General features: G+C 68.3%; 16 protein-coding genes. 5 read left to right on the top strand and 11 right to left on the bottom strand.

The annotated features are described in order from the left end of the window. Positions 1-12 precede the first annotated feature (12 nt). The 11 genes from ACFXGJ_RS08200 to dnaA form a co-directional block, all read right to left on the bottom strand. Positions 13-453: a roadblock/LC7 domain-containing protein gene (locus tag ACFXGJ_RS08200; protein WP_378617855.1), complete on the bottom strand. Its 441-nt coding sequence runs from the start codon at positions 451-453 to the stop codon at positions 13-15. Beyond that, on the bottom strand, positions 450-3,143 hold the full coding sequence (locus ACFXGJ_RS08195) for an ATP-binding protein (RefSeq protein WP_378617854.1): 2,694 nt from the start codon (positions 3,141-3,143) through the stop codon (positions 450-452). Before ACFXGJ_RS08195 ends, ACFXGJ_RS08200 begins: the two co-directional genes overlap by 4 nt. A gap of 321 nt (positions 3,144-3,464) precedes the next feature. Continuing rightward, positions 3,465-5,474, bottom strand: a complete 2,010-nt coding sequence (gene gyrB / locus ACFXGJ_RS08190) for a DNA topoisomerase (ATP-hydrolyzing) subunit B (RefSeq protein ID WP_378617853.1) — start codon at positions 5,472-5,474, stop codon at positions 3,465-3,467. Positions 5,475-5,662: 188 nt separating this feature from the next. Continuing rightward, on the bottom strand, positions 5,663-6,616 hold the full coding sequence (locus ACFXGJ_RS08185) for an alpha/beta fold hydrolase (RefSeq protein WP_378617852.1): 954 nt from the start codon (positions 6,614-6,616) through the stop codon (positions 5,663-5,665). An 18-nt stretch (positions 6,617-6,634) separates the two neighbouring features. Then, entirely contained in the window at positions 6,635-7,729 is a 1,095-nt protein-coding gene (locus ACFXGJ_RS08180) for a PDR/VanB family oxidoreductase (protein WP_378617851.1), read from the bottom strand. Positions 7,730-7,766: 37 nt separating this feature from the next. After that, positions 7,767-8,669, bottom strand: coding sequence for a metal-dependent hydrolase (locus tag ACFXGJ_RS08175; protein ID WP_378617850.1), 903 nt, complete (start codon positions 8,667-8,669; stop codon positions 7,767-7,769). Between the two features lie 104 nt (positions 8,670-8,773). Then, positions 8,774-9,325, bottom strand: coding sequence for a DUF721 family protein (locus ACFXGJ_RS08170; RefSeq protein WP_378617849.1), 552 nt, complete (start codon positions 9,323-9,325; stop codon positions 8,774-8,776). A gap of 37 nt (positions 9,326-9,362) precedes the next feature. Beyond that, the gene (gene recF / locus ACFXGJ_RS08165; protein WP_378617848.1) at positions 9,363-10,553 is read right to left on the bottom strand and encodes a DNA replication/repair protein RecF; all 1,191 of its coding nucleotides are present in this window, start codon (positions 10,551-10,553) and stop codon (positions 9,363-9,365) included. Then, positions 10,554-11,447, bottom strand: a complete 894-nt coding sequence (gene gnd, locus ACFXGJ_RS08160) for a phosphogluconate dehydrogenase (NAD(+)-dependent, decarboxylating) (protein WP_378617847.1) — start codon at positions 11,445-11,447, stop codon at positions 10,554-10,556. Between the two features lie 47 nt (positions 11,448-11,494). Then, a complete protein-coding gene (dnaN, locus tag ACFXGJ_RS08155; protein WP_378617846.1) occupies positions 11,495-12,679 on the bottom strand; it encodes a DNA polymerase III subunit beta in 1,185 nt (394 codons plus the stop codon). 711 nt (positions 12,680-13,390) lie between these two features. Next, positions 13,391-14,953, bottom strand: coding sequence for a chromosomal replication initiator protein DnaA (gene dnaA, locus ACFXGJ_RS08150; RefSeq protein WP_378617845.1), 1,563 nt, complete (start codon positions 14,951-14,953; stop codon positions 13,391-13,393). A gap of 559 nt (positions 14,954-15,512) precedes the next feature. Here dnaA and rpmH point away from each other — a divergent pair. Genes rpmH through ACFXGJ_RS08125 form a run of 5 tightly spaced genes read left to right on the top strand, consistent with a single transcriptional unit; the run spans position 15,513 to position 18,098 of the window. Continuing rightward, the gene (gene rpmH / locus ACFXGJ_RS08145) at positions 15,513-15,656 is read left to right on the top strand and encodes a 50S ribosomal protein L34 (RefSeq protein WP_072754329.1); all 144 of its coding nucleotides are present in this window, start codon (positions 15,513-15,515) and stop codon (positions 15,654-15,656) included. Between the two features lie 21 nt (positions 15,657-15,677). Next, positions 15,678-16,055 (top strand): ribonuclease P protein component, encoded by a 378-nt coding sequence (gene rnpA / locus ACFXGJ_RS08140; RefSeq protein WP_378617844.1) that lies wholly within the window; start codon positions 15,678-15,680, stop codon positions 16,053-16,055. Then, positions 16,052-16,432: a membrane protein insertion efficiency factor YidD gene (yidD, locus tag ACFXGJ_RS08135; RefSeq protein ID WP_378617843.1), complete on the top strand. Its 381-nt coding sequence runs from the start codon at positions 16,052-16,054 to the stop codon at positions 16,430-16,432. Before rnpA ends, yidD begins: the two co-directional genes overlap by 4 nt. 4 nt (positions 16,433-16,436) lie before the next feature. Beyond that, complete coding sequence (gene yidC, locus ACFXGJ_RS08130; protein ID WP_378617842.1) at positions 16,437-17,498, top strand: membrane protein insertase YidC; 1,062 nt, start codon at positions 16,437-16,439, stop codon at positions 17,496-17,498. A gap of 36 nt (positions 17,499-17,534) precedes the next feature. Then, entirely contained in the window at positions 17,535-18,098 is a 564-nt protein-coding gene (locus ACFXGJ_RS08125; protein WP_378617841.1) for a protein jag, read from the top strand. Positions 18,099-18,145: the final 47 nt, after the last annotated feature.

The following is an 18,145-nucleotide window of genomic DNA, read 5'->3' as shown; positions in this document are numbered from 1 at the left end:
GCCACATCCCGGTCAGGTTCCGAGCGGCGCTCGCGGCGTGGCCTGCACCGAGCTGCCGACCCGCTCCACGAGAAGCGCCATCTCGTAGCCGACCTGCCCGATGTCGCACGACGAGGAGGTCAGCGTGGCCAGGTGCGAACCGTCGCCGACACTCATCAGCAACAGGTAGCCGCGCTGCATCTCGACGACCGACTGCAGGACCCCGCCGCCGTCGAAGAGGTTCGACACCCCGGCCGACAGGCTCGCGAGTCCGGAGGTGACCGCCGCGAGCTGCTCCGCTCGGTCGAGCGGGAGGTGGGCGCTGCCCGCCATCAGGAGGCCGTCTGCGGACACCAGCACGGCGTGCGACACGCCGGCGATCTCCCTGGCGAAATTCGACACCAACCAGTCGAGAGGGCGGGCGCCGCCGGAGCCCTGCTCCCCGTTCGACACGATTCCCTGATCGATGCTCATCTGTCTCCTCCGATGCTGGCGCGCTCGGCCGAGCTCGCTGCGCGGCCCTCGCGAATTCCCTTTTGGTGGCGGCTCAGATTGTCCCGGACGGCCTCCGGATCACGCAGCCGAGGGCGGGCTGCACCCCCGCCGTTGGCGTCGACGCCACCCGGCACCAGCCGATGTCCCGGCCTGCGCTGTGGCAGACCCGATTCGGTCCTGGCCTCCACCGGCGCCTCGCTGGCCCGGTGCGCGGCGGTCCAGCCCTGGTCCGCCGCGGACGTCCACTCGCGGTTTCCGTTGTCCGTCGACGAGATCGGATCCGTGAGCCAGTCGGTGACCATGCCGGAAAAGATCGGCGTTCCGGTGGTCGTAACATCCTGGGACGCAGTGACATTCGGACGCGCCTGGAAGAACGACGCAGTCTTGGCGGCGTTGGTCCGGTAGCGGTGACGCGTCGCCCGAGGCGAGTCGTCGAACGACTCGGCACCCGCAGGCTCGGAGATTCCGACGCTTCCGAAGACCGGCGCAGCGGGCATCGGCGGCGGCACCGGCGTCGTCGGCACCTGAATCTGTGGCGCGGGCGTGTGTTGCACGGGCTCCGGGGTCATCGGGAGCGGAGCGGGAACCGCGGCACCGGGCATGCGCTGCGGCAGCTCCGTCGCGCCGGGAGTACGCCGGGGCAGCGATCCGGCCGGGTTCGGCACGGGCGCCTGCTCCTGCCGGGCGGGTTCGGTGACCAACTGCGGCATCTCGCCGGACCGGACGACGGTCACCTGCGGCATCTCGCCGGACCGGACGCCGGCCACCTGCGGCAGGCCCGCGGTGTCGACGCGCTGGATCGGACCGGTCTGGGTCATCTCCAGCGGCGAGACCAGCAGGGCGTCCGGAATGTGCACGCTCGCGGTGACACCCTGATCGCGCGCGGTCTCGAACGTCCGCCGTAGCCGCACGGTGAGTCCGTGGCGCGCCGCGAGACGGCTGACCACGAACAGGCCCATGTGCCGGGCCGTTTCCGGACTGACCTCACCGCCGGAGGCGAGTCGATCGTTGATCTCGGCCATCTGGTCGGCCGGAATGCCGATTCCGGCGTCGGCGATCTCGAGGACCACGCCTCCGTCGACCGCGCGGGTGAAGCCGATCTTCACCTTGCTCTCCGGCGGGGAGGCCCGCAGCGCGTTGTCGACGAGTTCGGCCAGCAGGTGCACGACGTCGGTCGCGACGGCACCGCTCAACGCACCCTGCGGGGTGGACCCGACCTGCACCCGCTGGTAGTCCTCGACCTCGGACATCGCGGCGCGCACGGTGTCGCCGAGCTGCACCGGGGCGGACTGGGCGCGGCGGACCCGGTTGCCGGAGAGGATCAGCAGGTTGTCGCCGTTTCGACGCATGCGGGCGGCGAGGTGGTCGAGCCGGAACAGGCTCTCGAGCCGCCGGGGGTCCTTCTCCTCGAACTCGAGGTTCTCGATGAGGCCGAGCTGCTGGTCGACCAGCGACTTGCTGCGCCGGGCGAGGGTCTCGAACATGTCGCCGATCTGCAGTCGCAGGTGCGCCTGCTCGCCGGCGAGCTTGAGTGCCTGACCGTGAATGTCGTCGACGGCGCGCGCGAGCTGGCCGATCTCCTCGTTGGTGTGCACCGGCATCGGTTCGAACTCGGTCACCGCCGAGGCGTCGCCGACCTTGATCTGTTCGATCGCCTCGGGGAGGTCCTCGTTCGCCACCTTGAGCGCCCCGTGCCGCAGTCGGCGGATCGGGCGGACCAGCGACCGTGCGACCAACAGGCCCAGCAGGATCGTCGCGATCAGCGTGGCGAGCACCACGACGGCGTCACGCAGCGCCGCGGACCGGGTCTCGCTCGCCTTCGCGGCGACCTTGTTGGTGATCGAGGTCGTCGAGTTCTTGATCAGGTTGGTGTAGATCTGCTGGCTGGAGATCATCGAGTCGCGCAGGTCGAACAGCGGCGGCTGCCCCGGAGGCGCCGCGGACACCATGTCGGTGCGGTCCTTGACCGCCTGGCGCAGCGTGGTCAGGGTCGGGTCGTTGTCGGGGAAGTAGCGCGCCAGGACGTCGATCAGGGCCAGCTCGGAACCGTTGGCCGAGATCAGCGCGGTGATGGGGGCCTTGGGATTCTCGACGAGCGCGAGGATGGCCATCGTCTGGTCGAACAGGCGGCGCTGTGCGGCCCAGGCGTCGACGAGCCGGTTTCCCTCCTTGAGGATCGTGTCGTCGCCGATCGGGGAGATGACGTCCGCGACGGTCTTGGCGGCGTCGTTCTGGATCGCGGTCGTGCGGGAGGTGACCTCTTGGACGCCCATCTTCGGCATCTGCCCGCGGAGCGACTCTGTCGCGGCGATGATCCGGTTGACGTTGGTCGCCACGGCGGGGTCGAGGTCTGGATTCGCCACCGTCTCGCGCATCGCCGCCATCGTCTGGTCGACCTGGTCGGCGTCCGCGGGGGAACCCGTGTGGGAGATGGCGCCGCCGACGTACAGACCGAACGCGGTGTCCATCGCCAGCAGCGGCGCCACGATCGACGTCTGGTCCGCGGCGTCGCTGAAGTGGGAGGCGGTGGTGAGCTCGTCCTGCACGCGCAGGCCACCGAGGAACACCGCAACGGTGACCGGGAGGGCGACCACCGCGGTGACCTTCCAGCGCAGACTCCAGCCCTCGAGTCTCCACGACCTGTTGACAGGCGGCGATTGGGTCTTCATCTTCCTAGCTCACTTTCCACCCAGGCCCGTGCGAGGCCCCGCGCTCGCGCCGCTCTCCGGGATCACTGAACGAGTGTTCCGCGGGGAGTCGAGAACAGACTCCTGGGCGGTACCGGAGTGTAGAGGCTCCGAGGCCCGAGACAGAAGTCTTACCGTTCCCAAGTTGTTATCGGGCCGTGATCGTAGGTTCGTCAGCGCCGGCCAGACCGGACGCAGCAGTCACAGTGATGTCACCCCGCCTCACCAGCTTCACCGTTATACGCCGAGCAGGCAGAGAAAGTGATCTACATCACAGTTTGCCCGCTCGGCGTAGCAACTCACTCACACGTCGAGGAAACGGACGTCCTTCGCGTTGCGGGTGATGAAACTGCGGCGTGCCTCGACGTCCTCACCCATGAGGACGCTGAAGAGCTCGTCGGCGGCCGCGGCATCGTCGAGCGTCACCAGACGGAGGACCCGGACGCTCGGATCCATCGTGGTCTCCCACAGCTCCTTGGCGTTCATCTCGCCGAGACCCTTGTAGCGCTGGATGCCGTCGTCCTTGTTGATCTTCTTGCCGGACTTGAGGCCCTCCTCGAGCAGGCCGTCGCGCTCCCGGTCGGAGTACGCGAACTCCGGCTCCGACCGCTGCCACTTGAGCTTGTACAGCGGCGGCTGGGCGAGGTAGACGTGCCCGTGCTCGACCAGCGGCCGCATGAAGCGGAAGAGCAGGGTCAGCAGCAGGGTCGCGATGTGCTGACCGTCGACGTCGGCGTCGGCCATGAGCACGATCTTGTGGTACCGGAGCTTGGCGATGTCGAACTCGTCGTGGATGCCGGTGCCGAACGCGGTGATGATCGACTGGACCTCGGCGTTCTTGAGGACGCGGTCGATCCGGGCCTTCTCGACGTTGATGATCTTGCCGCGCAGCGGCAGGATCGCCTGGTACATCGAGTCGCGGCCGGACTTCGCCGAGCCGCCGGCCGAGTCGCCCTCCACGATGTAGATCTCGGACTTGCTCGGGTCGTTCGAGCGGCAGTCCGCCAGCTTGCCGGGCAGGCCACCGAGGTCGGTGGCGCTCTTGCGACGGACCAGCTCGCGGGCCTTGCGGGCCGCGACGCGGGCCTGCGCCGAGGAGACGGCCTTGTTCACGATGGTCTTCGCGTCGGCCGGGTTGGACTCGAACCAGTGCCCGAGGTGCTCGTTGCAGGACTTCTGCACGAAGGACTTGACCTCGGTGTTGCCGAGCTTGGTCTTGGTCTGGCCCTCGAACTGCGGCTCGCTGACCTTTACCGAGATGATCGCCGCGAGACCCTCGCGGATGTCGTCGCCGGTGAGCTTCGGGTCCTTGTCCTTGAGCAGCTTCTTGTCGAGCGCGTACTTGTTGACGGTCGCGGTGAGGGCCGCGCGGAAGCCCTCCTCGTGGGTGCCGCCCTCGTGGGTGTTGATGGTGTTGGCGAAGGTGTGCACGGACTCCGAGTACCCGGAGTTCCACTGCATCGCGACCTCGAGCTCGTGCCCGGTGCCCTTCGCGGTGAACCCGACCACCGAGTTGTGGATCGACTGCTTGGTGCGGTTGATGTGCCGCACGTAGTCCTCGAGGCCGCCGGGGTAGTGGTAGGTGCGGGTGCGGACCGACTGGACCTCAGGAGTCTTGGTCTCGCCCGTCTCGTACTCGGCGTCCGCGGCCACCTCCTCGTCGGTGATCCGCTCGTCGGTCAGGGTGATGGTCAGGCCCTTGTTGAGGAACGCCATCTCCTGCAGGCGGCGGGCGACGGTCTCCGCGTTGTAGGTGGTGGTCTCGAAGATGTCCGGGTCGGCCCAGAATCGGACGGTGGTGCCGGTCCGGTTCGTCGCCTCGCCCTTGACCAACTCACCGGGCACCGCGTTGGTGTAGGTCTGATTCCAGTGGTGTCCGTCGTTGTCGATCTCGACCTCGACCTTGGTGGACAGCGCGTTGACCACCGAGATGCCGACGCCGTGCAGGCCACCCGAGACCGCGTACGCGTCGGAGTCGAACTTGCCACCCGCGTGCAGCTGGGTCATGACGACCTCGACGGTGGGGACACCGGAGGCGTGCATGCCGGTCGGGATGCCACGGCCGTCGTCGACGACCTGGATGCCGCCGTCGGCGAGCATCGTGACCCCGACCGTGGTGGCGTAGCCGGCCATCGCCTCGTCGACGGAGTTGTCCACGACCTCCCAGATCAGGTGGTGCAGTCCTCGCTCGCCGGTGGAACCGATGTACATGCCGGGCCGCTTGCGGACCGCCTCGAGACCCTCGAGGACGGTGATCGAGGAGGCGCCGTACTCCTTGTTTCCAGTGCTCTTGTCTGACTTCTGGGCAGCCACGGGAGGGGTGCTCTCCTTCTCATCTGCACGACGGTCTCATCGGCATGGCGATCGCGGCCGGTCGAGCGGCCGCGAGGTACCTGCCCATCCTACTGGCACGGACGAGACCGAGGACGTGTACGACACCCCTGAGCTGGCCGTAGACGCGATTTCGGCCGCCCGGGTAGGTCCGGACCTGCCCGCGCCCGTCAGGAAATGGCGGCGGACTCCTCGCTCGCGCCGCGCTCGATCACCGAGGTCACGAACTCGGTGGTCAGCCGAGCGAGGTCCTCGGGGTGCGAGATCGGCGACCAGTGGCCCGACGGGATCTCCCGTCGCCGCAGGTCACTGACCCATTCCTCGGTGTCCTCGTATCCGACCGGGCGCACGGCCTTGTCGTGCAGTCCGAGGATCAGCTGCACCGGGACGTCGGTGCGTCGCTGCGCGGGGTTGCCCAGCTTCGCCCGGATGTTCGCCCGGTACAGCTTGAGACCGTTGACCATGTCCGCCCGCAGCGTCGGCGCCGAGTGCACCGCCTTCGGATCCTGGCCCTCGAAGAAGCGCAGGAACTGCGGCCAGATCCGGTCCATGCCGAGCCGGAAGGGCAGCGGTCCGAGCACCGGCGTCTGGAAGAGCACCGTGTACGCCGAGGCCACCGCCTGGGTGAGCCGCTTCCACACCTTGCCCGGGGTGGGGTCGACGAACCCCCGCCGGGTCCAGGTACCGAGGTGGTCGAGATTCGGTCCGGAGACCGAGGTGAACGAGGCGATGCGGCGGCGCGCGTCCGGCTCGCACACCGCCTCCCATGCCTCCACCGATCCCCAGTCGTGCGCCAGCACGTGCACCGGCTCCCCCGGGCTGACCGCATCGATCACCGCGAACAGGTCCTGGGCGAGCAGCGCGAGCCGATAGTCCGCGACCGCCGCCGGCACCGTGGACTGGCCTGCGCCGCGGCTGTCGTACCTGATCACCCGGAACTTGTCGGACACCAGCGGGACCACCCGATCCCAGAGCTGGTGGGTGTCGGGCCAGCCGTGCACCAGCACCAGCGTCGGACCGGTCGGGTTGCCCTGCTCGAACACGGCGAGGCTGACATCGCCGTTGACGACGGTGGTCGCGACGGCCGGCGTATCGGATCGGGAACTGTTGGTGCTGTTGTTCATTCGCTCTTCCTTCACGGGTCACAGGTCGAGGACCAGTCGCGGCCCGGCGGAGCGGGACACGCAGATCAACATCTCGGTCTCGCGTTCGGCCGGGGTCAACCGGGTCTCGCGATGGTCCGGTTCGCCGGCGAGCACCCGGACCTTGCAGGTACCGCAGAAGCCCTGCTGGCAGGAGTACCCGACGCCGGGCAGCAGTTCCTTGATCACCGACAGGGCCGACTCGTCGGCGGGCACGGTGAGCACCTCACCGGTGCTCGCCAGTTCGACCTCGAACTCGGTCCCGTCGAGAACCGGTGGGGCACCGAACCTTTCGAAGTGCAACGCGGTGGCCGGCGTGGCCGGGAAGTTCTCCCGCACCAGGTCCAGCATCGGGCTCGGCCCGCAGCAGTACACGGCGCCCCCCGCCGCCGCCCGGCCGAGCAGGTCGTCGGCGGTCGGGACGCCGAACTCGTCGTCCGGACGGACGAAAACCCTTTCCTGCTCCCAGGTTTCGATCTCCTCGAGGAAGGGCATGGACTCACGGGAGCGCCCCGAGTAGACGAACTGCCAGTCCATCCCGGCCGCGCGGGCGGCGCGCACCATCGCCAGGATCGGGGTGATGCCGATGCCACCGGCGACGAACAACGCGCTGCCGTGCCCGACGAAGGGGAAACCGTTGCGCGGTCCGCGGACGCTGACCGTCGTGCCCGGCTGCAGTCCGTGCATCTCGATCGACCCGCCGCCGCCGTCCGGAATGGACCGGACCGCGATCCGGTAGTGGCTGCGGTCGGCGGGGTCCCCACACAGCGAGTACTGCCGTCGGCGGCCCGAGGGCAGGTGGAAGTCGAGATGACACCCCGGCTGCCAGGCAGGCAGTTCACCGCCGTCCGGGGCGCCGAAGGTCAGCGCGGCGACGTTCTCGTCCTCGGCCACGATGGTCCGGTCGGTCACCACGAGGGTCATCGCGGAGTCCGGGTTGTGGCCCGCGTGGCCCGGGTCGTAGTCGTGGCGGGCGACTGCGCCGACGTACCGGTCCGCGAATGCCTCGAGCGCGGTCATCACCCGGTCCCGTCGAGGTCGGCCGCGCAGATCGGTGGGAACCGCGGCGCGGGACTGGCGGGGTCGACGAATCATGGTTGGCAGCATGGATTTTCGTTTCCTGATGTCGAGGTCAGCGGAGCGCGGCCTGCGCGGCGGGCGACGACGCGAGGTACGCCACGGCCTGCGCGGTCGACCCCTCGCGGGAGGGGTGGTAGTCCCGCCGGAAGTACCGGCTCATCCGCTTGACCAGGTCGGTCGATGTCGGCAGCACGCCCCGTCGCCCGGCGGCCCGGAAGTCCGACAGGCGCGGACGGCGCCGGGACGGCGCCCAGTGCGCGAGTTCGGGATCGTTGGCCATGAGGAACCGGGTGCCCCGGATCCACAGGTATACGAGGACGGGGGTCGCCACCAGCTGGGTGCGCAGCCGGCGGCTTTCCCGCTTGTCGAAGTACCGCATCACGTCGTAGGCCACCGAGCGGTGTTCGACCTCCTCGGAACCGTGCCAACGGAGCAGGTCCAGCATCGTCGGGTGCACGCCGGCGGTGTCGAGTGCCCGGGCGTTGAGCACCCAGTCCCCGAGGAACGCCGTGACGTGCTCGATCGCCGCGATCAGCGCGAGGCGTTCGACCAGGTAGTTCTCGCTCCGTCCAGCGGTCAGGGGGCGGGGCCCGAGCAGCGTGGTGAACAGCCAGTTCATCTGGTCGGTGTACGGGGTCGTGTCCAGGCCCTTCGCCGCGAGGTGCCCGAGGACGCCGGAGTGCGCATGCGAGTGCATCGCCTCCTGGCCGATGAAGCCTGCGACGTCGTCGCGCAGCTTCTCGTCCTCGATGAGGGGGAGCGCCTCCTTGAAGGTCTCGACGAACCAGTCCTCCCCTGCCGGCAGCAGGATGTGCATCACGTTGAAGACGTGGGTCGTGAACGGATCTCCCTCGACCCAGTGCATCGGCAGGCCGGACCAGTCGAATTCGACGTCACGGGCCTGCAACAGGATGTGGTCCGGCTCCGCGGGCGCGTGGGCGGCTTCCGTCGACATCGGATTTCCCCTCCGGCGCCCGGACCGACCGGTCGCCTGTGACACGGTTCACTCACAAGAACGGAGGTAACCGTAACACGGGGTTATAGGTAAATCCAGGGTGGTCAGCCGTACGTGTCCCGCGGCCCGCGGCCACGAATGTGCCGCTCGCCCTTGCGCCAGCTCGGCGCGCTCGGTCCCGTGATCCGCAGGCTCGTCACCACGCCGTTCCCGACCGCGGCCGCGATCTTCGCGAGGATCTGGGACTGCATCATCCGCAGCTGGGTGGCCCACGCGGTCGATTCGGCGGAGATGCTCAGCACCCCGTCGCGCAGCCCGATCGGCTCGGCGTGCGAGGCGATGTCCTCGCCGACCACCTGGTGCCAGCGACCGAGCACCGTGCCCTCGGACACCCTCGGCGACCAGCCCCGGCTCTTGGCGACCGCACCGGTCAGGGACCCGAGTGTCTGCGGGTCACGACCGTCCGGACCGGCTCCCGACCAGCTGCGCCGGTTGCCGCCGCTGCGCAGCTTGGCCCGCGGCGAGGAACGACCCTGACCGACGGACTTGCCGCTGGCCTTCGCCGCGGCCCGCGCCTCCTCGAGGGCACGCCGGGCGAGGTCGATACCGCGAAGCTCCGGTTCGGGCGCGGTACCGCCCGTCGGCTCGTCTGCCATTCGCGTTCCCTTCGGTCCGGCTCGATGATAGATCCGGTCAGCCGAGCTTGGAGATCCGTCCGGACGGGGTGTCGACCGCCTCGACGGAGAATCGTGCCGCCTCGAGTTCCGGCGGCACGTCCTCGGCCACCGCCGCCGTGATCAGCACCTGTTCGGCGTCCGCGGCCACCACGGCCAGCGCGCGGCGGCGCTTGCGGTCCAGCTCGGCGAACACGTCGTCGAGCATGAGCACCGGGTCCGTGCCGTCCGAGCGCAGCAGCGCGAACGCGGCCAGCCGCAGCGACAAGGCGAACGACCACGACTCGCCGTGGCTGGCGAACCCCTTCGCCGGCTGATCGCCCAGTCGCAGCTCGAGGTCGTCGCGGTGCGGGCCGACCAGACAGACGCCGCGGTCGATCTCGCGCTGGCGGGCCTGCGCGAGCTCGACCAGGAAACTCGCCTCGAGCAGCTCGACGTCCTCGCGCACCCAGGCGCGGCCCCGCTCGAGCAGTTCCGGCGGCAGCGACCCGCCCAGGCTGCTGCGGTAGCCGATCGACGCCGGGCGCGACTCCGGCGCGATGTCGGCATAGGAGCTCGCCACGTGCGGCCCGAGCTCGTCGACCAGACGCAGTCGCCCGGCGAGCAACTCGGCACCGTGTGCGGCCAGATGACCGTCCCAGACATCAAGTGTCGCAAGAGCACTCGTGCCGTCACTGGACCTGGTGCCGCGACGCAACGCGCCACCGGCGGTCTTGAGCAGGGCCGAGCGCTGCCGCAGCACCTTCTCGTAGTCCGCCCGGACCGCGGCCATCCGCGGAATTCGTGAACACAGCAGTTCGTCCAGGAAGCGGCGTCGATCGCCCGGATCGCCGCGAACCAGCGACAGGTCCTCGGGCGCGAACAGCACCGCGCGCAACACGCCGAGGATCTCCCGGGGGCGGCGCACCGGCGAGGTGTTCATCCGGGCCCGGTTGGCCCTGCCGTCGTTGATCTCGATGTCGACCGCCAGCTCGCGGGAGTCGTTGACGACCACGGCACCGATCTGGGCCTGACCCGCGCCGGCCCGGATCAGGGGCGCGTCGGTCGAGACCCGGTGCGAGGACAGCGTCGCGAGGTAGCCGAGCGCCTCGAGCAGGTTGGTCTTTCCGTGCCCGTTCGGGCCGAGGAACAGCGTGGTCCCGGGGCCCGGCTCGAGGGTGACGGCATCCCAGGACCGAAAGTCCCGGAGCGAGAATTTTCGAACGAACACTTAGCCTGATTCCGAAACCCGTTGCACCGCATGCCCACCGAACTGGTTGCGCAGTGCGGACACCGCCTTCATGGCGGGCGAGTCCGACTGCCGGGAGGCGAACCGGGCGAACAGCGCGGCGGAGATCACCGGAGCCGGCACGGCGTGGTTGATGGCCTCCTCCACGGTCCAGCGGCCCTCGCCGGAATCCTGTGTGTACCCGGAGATGTCGGCGAACTCGGGGTCCTCGGCCAGCGCCTTGACCAACAGGTCCAGCAGCCAGGACCGCACCACGGTGCCCTTCGTCCAGGCGCGCAGCACCCCGTGCACGTCCGTCACCAGGTCTTCCGCCTCGAGCAGCTCGTAGCCCTCGGCGTAGGCGTGCATCAGCCCGTACTCGATGCCGTTGTGGATCATCTTGGCGTAGTGGCCGGCTCCGACCGGGCCCGCGTGCACGAAACCGTCGGCCCGGTCGCCCTCGGGACGCAGCGCGTCGAAGATCGGCATGGCCCTCGCCACGTCGGCCTCGGACCCGCCGACCATCAGGCCGTATCCGTTCTCGAGGCCCCAGACACCGCCGGAGACGCCGCAGTCGAGATAGCCGATCCCGTGCTGCGCGAGCAGGTCCGCGTTCGGCTTGTCCTCGGTGAAACGCGAGTTTCCGCCGTCGATGACGAGGTCGCCCGCCTCGAGGACGGTCGCGAGTTCGGCGATCGTGTCACGGGTGATGTGTCCGGACGGGACCATCACCCAGACCACCCGCGGGCCCTCGAGGGCACCGGCGAGATCGGCCAGCGACCCGACGTCGGTGACCTCGGGTCGCGGGTCGAACCCGACCACCTCGTGACCGTGCGCGCGCAGGCGCTCGCGCATGTTGAAGCCCATCTTGCCGAGGCCGACCAGTCCCAGTTGCATGATGTGGAAGTCCCTTCGCTCGGAAAGACGGGTGTGGCGCTCGAGGGTCAGCCGGGGAGGCGGACCGGCATCAGGAGGTAGGTGTAGTCGCTGTCGGGTGCGGCGAAGGTGCCGTTCTCGCCGGGCTGGGGCTCCTCCTCGGCGGCGGGCCGCAGGACCGCGGGCCGGCTCGGGGTGGTGAACCCGAAGGTGACCCGGTCACTGTGCAGCGAGCTCAGCCCCTCGGTCAGGTAGGCAGGGTTGAACGCGATGGTCAGAGCCTCGCCCTGGAACTGCGCCTCGAGGGCTTCCTCGGCGCGACCGGCGTCCTCGCCACCGGCGGAGAGCAGCAGCCCGTCCTCGGAGAACTGCATCCGGACCTGGGCGCCGCGCTCGGCGACCAGGGCGACGCGCTTGATCGCCTCGACCAGCGGGGTGACCTCGACCGTTGCGATGGCGGTGTGCTCGGGCGGCAGCAGCTGACGGAACTTCGGGAACTCGGCGTCGAGGAGTCGCGTGGTGGTGCGCCTGCCCTCTCCGACGATGCCGAGCAGGCCGTCCGAACCGACCGACGAACCCGAACCGAACGCGAGCTCCACCGGCGAATTCGATCCGCTACCAAGGGTTTTCGCAGACTCGGAGAGCGTCTTGGCGGGAATGAGAACGGCGGCGCTGGTATCCGGGTTGGCGGGCGTCCACTCGATCTGGCGAACCGCAAGACGGAACCTGTCGGTGGCCGCGAGGACCACGTTGGTGCCCTCGATCTCGACCCGGATACCGGTGAGCATGGGCAGCGTGTCGTCCTTGCCGGCAGCGACGGCGACCTGGCCGATCGCCTCGGAGAAGACGTCGCCGGGAAGCGAGCCGGTCTGCTGGGGAAGCTCGGGGAGCTGGGGATAGTCCTCGACCGGCATCGTCGGCAGCGAGAACTTGGCGCTGCCGCAGGCGATCAGCACGCGGGTGCCGTCGACGGTCACGTCGACGGGCTTGGCGGGCAGCGATCGGGTGATGTCCGCGAGGAGCTTGCCGGAGACGAGGGCCTGACCGGGAGTGGAGACCTCCGCCGAGATCCGGACCTGCGCGGACACCTCGTAGTCGAATCCGGAAACGGTCAAACCCTGCTCGTCGGCCGAGATGAGGACGCCACCGAGAACTGGCACGGGAGGCCTGGACGGAAGGCTTCGGGCCACCCACGCGACGGAATCCGCGAAATCTTCCCGAGCGACCCGAAACTTCATACTCCCGAGCTCCATCGCTGGGTTGATCCTCTCCGTAGGCATCGACGACATGCCGCGCCTGTGTGAACAGGCGGCAGAAGCACACCGTATGCCCTCAGGGCCGAAGTTGAAAGCCGAAACGGCGGCCGCGGTAGCGGCCCCGGTCGGGTGTGAACAGCCGCAGTCCACAGGACCTGTTTTCAGAGGATTAATTACAAGTAGAGATCAGCAGTAGTAATAGGCACTGTGGATTCTGTGGACCAAGCCGACAATTCGCAGGTCCGTCGGTGTGGCGGCGTGGGGATCGCTCGAGGAGCGGCTCGAGGACAGATCGGCGTCGCTGTGGACGAAGAAGTTGTCGTTCGCGACGATCCTCGAGTCATCCACAGATTGTTCGGGTTGTCCACATGGTTATCCACAGATGTGTATAGGTTTCGAGGAATCACAGAAGTGGCCCGATTCGGTGGCGCGCGGATCGGATGAGTGTTCGCGCGGACGCCGTCACTCACGAGTGCACGGAGCAGAGGTGGGGGCGTGCGACCCCCTGCGACGCACGCCCCCACCTCTGGCTACATGGTGGTCGCATCGGCGGACCCTGTCGCACCGGTCGTCGCGATCGGCCGTGCATCCCGGGTGCCGCTCGAGGCGTCGTCGCAGGTCCGGACGGCTATGCGGCGGGAGCCGCGAGTGCGACCCCACGCGGAGTGTCGTGCGTTCGCACGACACGGGACGTCGGGTTCGACCGGATCAGCGCTTGGATCGCTGCTTGATCCGCGCGGTCAACTCCTGCACCTGGTCGTAGACCTTCCGGCGCTCGGTCATCTCCTTGCGGATCTTCTTGTCCGCGTACATCACGGTGGTGTGGTCGCGGCCGAAGGTCTGGCCGATCTTCGGCAGCGACAGGTCGGTGAGCTCGCGGCACAGGTACATCGCGATCTGCCGGGCCTGCGCGAGCGGGCGGGCCTTTCCGGGGCCGCAGAGGTCCTCGATGCTGGTGGTGAAGTACTCCGCGGTCACGGCCATGATCGTCGCGGCGTTGATCTCGAGGGTCGACGAGTCCGGCATCAGGTCCCGCAACACGACCTCCGCGAGGGTGAGGTCGAGGGCCTGGCGGTTGAGCGAGGCGAACGCGGTGACGCGGATGAGGGCGCCCTCGAGTTCGCGGATGTTGCGTTCGATCCGGCTGGCGATCAACTCGAGCACGTCGTGCGGCACGTCGAGCCGATCCATCCGTGCCTTCTTGCTGAGGATCGCGATGCGCGTTTCCAGCTCGGGCGGCTGGACATCGGTGATCAGGCCCCACTCGAAGCGGGTGCGCAGGCGCTCCTCGAGGGTCGCGAGCTGCTTGGGCGGGCGATCGGAGGTGATCACGATCTGCTTGTTGGCGTTGTGCAGGGCCTCGAAGGTGTAGAAGAACTCCTCCTGGATGCCCTCCTTGCCCTCGATGAACTGGATGTCGTCGACGAGCAGCACGTCCGTCTCGCGGTACCGGCGCTTGAACGCGACCTTCCGGTCGTCGCGGAGGCTGTTGATGAAGTCGTTGGTGAATTCCTCGGTGGAGACGTACTTGACGCGCATGCCGGGGAACAGCCGCTGCGAGTAGTGCCCGGCGGCGTGCAGCAGGTGTGTCTTGCCGAGACCCGATGAGCCCCAGACGAACAGCGGGTTGTACGCCCGTGCCGGGGCCTCGGCGATGGCGACCGCGGCGGCGTGGGCGAAGCGGTTCGAGGCGCCGATGACGAACGTGTCGAAGGTGTACTTCGCGTTGAGGCTGTTGCCGCCGGACGCGGCCGGCGTGGTGGTGGGCGGCTTGGTGAAGTACGAGGGCCACGACTCGTGCACGCTGGCGATCGCCTCGCGGTCCTCGTCGATCTCCTCGTGGTCGACCGGTTCCGGTTCCGGCAGGTCGGCGTCGCCTGCTCCGGGCCGGCGGCGCCGGAAGGTCGGACGACTCGCGGCGGAGGGCTCGGCGAACGACTGCTCGGGAGGACGCGTCGCGACCGCGACCGGTTCCGGGTCGAGAACCTCGTCGGCGGGCGGCGCGATCCGCACCCCGAGTCCTTCGACGTCCTCAGTGAGGTGTCGGTTGAGAGCCTGAAGTATCGGCTCGCGCAGGTCGCGTTCGATCGCCTCTTGGACGAAGGAGGAGGGGACGGACAGCAGCGCGAAGCCCTGCGCGAGGGTGAGCGGGCGCACCAGCGCGAGCATCGCCTTCTGCGCCTTGGTCAGCGGTGGTCCGGACTCGGCGGCCGTCAGCTCAGCGAGGACATCCACCCATACCTCTGCCAGGGTGTTTGATTCCTCGTTCAACGTCGGTCCTCCCAGGTCAGTGCAGCAGAGCGAAGTCCGGACAGCTCTCGGTCACGTCAGCTGGCCGTGGTCTCCACCCCTGGGGATAACTTCCCCGCACAAGGCTACGAATATGCCACCTGATCTGTATTTCCACACAATTATCCACATGTGTGGATAAAGCACAGGGATGTCAGTCGACCTGCCGACTCGAGTGCCGGGAACGCGGTGTCACGCGGTTCACCTGCGAAGACGGACCCCGCGATGGTGTCCTCGGGGCGATCGGCCGGTTGCCGCGGTGGTCGCCGCGACTGTTACCCGGCTTACAGCTCGGCCGGTGCGGCACAATCGGTGGCCGGAAGCAAGCACCACGGCACACCTCGCGTGTCCGTGGGCATCCTGGTTTGACCTCACCGACGGCGCTGCGTACTCTCGTACAGTCACCTGAATTCGAGGTGGCGGTTTCGTGCTGGCTGAATTCTGTCGGCGTCAGCGGAGTCGTCGCGAGTTCGTCGGGGACCACCAATTTTCAGCTACAGATGGCGTCGAACGGCGCCGATGATCTCGAGGAGTGTTGACCGTGGCCAAGGGCAAGCGGACGTTCCAGCCGAACAATCGCCGCCGCGCGCGCGTTCACGGCTTCCGTCTCCGGATGCGTACCCGTGCGGGTCGCGCCATCGTTTCGGCGCGTCGCCAAAAGGGCCGCGCCTCCCTCACCGCCTGATTCCGGGCGCGGGAGCTCGGGGTGTTGCCTGAGCCGCACCGGTTGCGTCGACGGTCGGACTTCTCGTCCACCGTTCGTCGCGGCCACCGTGCGGCCCGCCGGGACATGGTCGTCCATGCCTTGGCGGGAACTCAGGACGAGTCGCTGATCAGCGACCCGGGTCCGCGTTTCGGTTTGGTGGTAAGCAAAGCTGTCGGGCCGGCGGTGATTCGACATCGAGTCGCACGCCGGCTTCGTCATATCTGTGTGAGCCTCGTACCCGAGGTGCCCGAGGGCACCAACGTGGTCATTCGTGCTCTGCCCGGCGCCGCCACGGCGTCGTCGAAGGACCTGGACCGGCAACTTCGGTCCGGTCTTCGCAAGCTCGATCTCCTTGTCCCCGTGGGCAATCGGGTATGAGTGACAGTCGCGGCGAGGTGCCGTCCGGGTTGGCGGCGTCGATTCGACGCGCCCCGGCCCGTGCGCTGATCTTCTGTATCGAGCTCTACCGCTCCTACGTCTCACCGCTGCGCCTTCCGACCTGCCGATTCACACCGACCTGCAGCGAGTACGCCGTCGATGCACTGCGCGAGCGCGGCGTCGTGATCGGCCTCGGGTTGACCGTTGTGCGCCTCCTCAAGTGCGCACCGTGGCACCCTGGAGGCTGGGATCCGGTACCGCCGCGCAAGTCCCGTCGCGGCCACGACCACCGCGCCGCCGACGCCGAGCGAGCCGGTAGGGATACTGGCAAGCAACCCCACGCTCTGGTGGACGTGAACGAACAGAGGAGTACCTAGAGCCGTGCTCGACTTCATCTACTATCCGGTGTCCGGGATCCTCTGGGTCTGGCACAAGGTCTTCGGTGCGATTCCGTTCCTCGGGCCGAACAGCGGCATCACCTGGGCACTGTCGGTGATGTTCCTTGTGTTCACCCTGCGCGCCATCCTCTTCAAGCCCTTCGTCAAGCAGGTGCGCACCACCCGCCAGATGCAGGAACTGCAGCCCCAGATCAAGGCCCTGCAGAAGAAGTACAGCAACGACCGCCAGCGGATGGCGCTCGAGATGCAGAAGCTGCAGAAGGAGCACGGCTTCAACCCGGTCATGGGTTGCCTGCCGGTGCTGCTGCAGGCCCCCGTGTTCATCGGCCTGTTCCACGTGCTGCGTTCGTTCAACCGCACCGGTACCGGCGTGGGTCAGCTCGGCATGTCGATCGAACAGAACGCCAACACCCCGAACTACTTCTTCAGCGTGGCGGACGTTCAGTCGTTCCTGGACGCCCGACTGTTCGGTGCCCCGATCTCCGCGGCGATGACCACGCCGAAGGCCCAGCTCGAGGCCTTCGGTCAGCCGATCCCGACGGTGTGGACCATCGCCGCGGTCGCGATTCCGCTGATGGTGATCGCGTCGATCGCGACCCACTTCAACTCCCGTGCGTCGGTGGCCCGCCAGAGCGCCGCCGCGGCCGCGAACCCGCAGTCGGCGATCATGAACAAGCTCGCGCTGTGGGTCTTCCCGCTCGGCGTGCTCGTCGGTGGCCCGTTCCTGATGATCGCGATCCTGCTCTACTGGGTGGCCAACAACATCTGGACCTACGCGCAGCAGCATCTCGTCTTCCGCCGCATCGACGCCGAGGAAGAGGAGAAGAAGAAGCTCGCACTCGAGCGACGCGCGGAGAATGCGCCGAAGCCCGGGGCTCGCCCGGATCAGGCGAAGAAGCGTAAGGCGACGCCCGCGGCGGCGGCTGCCGACGACTCCCCCGCGGAGGTCGTGGAGACCGAGGACGACAGTCCGGGTCAGACGCCGAAGCCCGGGGCGCGCCCCGCGGCCAACCGGGGCAAGAACCCCAAGCGCAAGCGGCGCTGACCGACGCAACGCTGACTCAAGGAAAAGAGAACGACGATGGCGAATGATCCGGATACCGGACGGGACGGAGACGACGAGGTCGTGGCGGTCGAAACCAAGGCGGAGACGGTGAACGTCGAGCCGGACACCGACGATGTCGAGGACGAGCTGGTCGAGGAGGGCGAGATCGCCGGCGACTATCTCGAGCAGCTGCTCGACGTCCTGGACTTCGACGGCGACATCGATCTCGACGTCGAGGGCGATCGGGCGATCGTGAGCATCGACGGCGGAGACGACCTGAGCAAGCTGGTGGGCCGCAAGGGCGAGGTGCTCGATGCCCTGCAGGAGCTGACGCGGCTGGCCGTGCAGCAGTCCACCGGAGAGCGCAGCCGCCTGATGCTCGACATCGCGGGCTGGCGGGCCGGCCGCCGCGCCGAACTGACCGAGATCGGTCTGGCTGCGGCCAAGCGGGTGCTCGAGTCGGGCGACCGTGAGTCCCTCTCGCCGATGACGCCGTTCGAGCGCAAGATCGTGCACGACGCGGTCGCTAGCGTCGAGGGCGTGTCGAGCGAGAGCGAGGGCGCCGAGCCCTCGCGGCGCGTGGTCGTCCTCAAGGACTGATCCCACTCCCCCAGGCTGTTCCAGTTGGCCCCCGACCGCTTCCGGTC

It is taken from the genome of Rhodococcus sp. NPDC059234, assembly GCF_042754225.1.
Lineage (GTDB): Bacteria > Actinomycetota > Actinomycetes > Mycobacteriales > Mycobacteriaceae > Rhodococcus_G.
Note: the sequence above shows the minus strand (reverse complement) of the source record. Positions and strands in the feature narration are given on the sequence as shown.

Coding starts and splice junctions, on each gene's coding strand:
- ACFXGJ_RS08170 (WP_378617849.1), bottom strand. CDS start 9,325: ATGGCAGACGAGCCGACGGGCGGTACCGCGCCCGAACCGGAGCTTCGC.
- ACFXGJ_RS08195 (WP_378617854.1), bottom strand. CDS start 3,143: ATGAAGACCCAATCGCCGCCTGTCAACAGGTCGTGGAGACTCGAGGGC.
- ACFXGJ_RS08125 (WP_378617841.1), top strand. CDS start 17,535: ATGGCGAATGATCCGGATACCGGACGGGACGGAGACGACGAGGTCGTG.
- ACFXGJ_RS08200 (WP_378617855.1), bottom strand. CDS start 453: ATGAGCATCGATCAGGGAATCGTGTCGAACGGGGAGCAGGGCTCCGGC.
- ACFXGJ_RS08185 (WP_378617852.1), bottom strand. CDS start 6,616: ATGAACAACAGCACCAACAGTTCCCGATCCGATACGCCGGCCGTCGCG.
- dnaN (WP_378617846.1), bottom strand. CDS start 12,679: ATGGAGCTCGGGAGTATGAAGTTTCGGGTCGCTCGGGAAGATTTCGCG.
- ACFXGJ_RS08175 (WP_378617850.1), bottom strand. CDS start 8,669: ATGTCGACGGAAGCCGCCCACGCGCCCGCGGAGCCGGACCACATCCTG.
- yidD (WP_378617843.1), top strand. CDS start 16,052: ATGAGTGACAGTCGCGGCGAGGTGCCGTCCGGGTTGGCGGCGTCGATT.
- ACFXGJ_RS08180 (WP_378617851.1), bottom strand. CDS start 7,729: ATGATTCGTCGACCCCGCCAGTCCCGCGCCGCGGTTCCCACCGATCTG.
- gnd (WP_378617847.1), bottom strand. CDS start 11,447: ATGCAACTGGGACTGGTCGGCCTCGGCAAGATGGGCTTCAACATGCGC.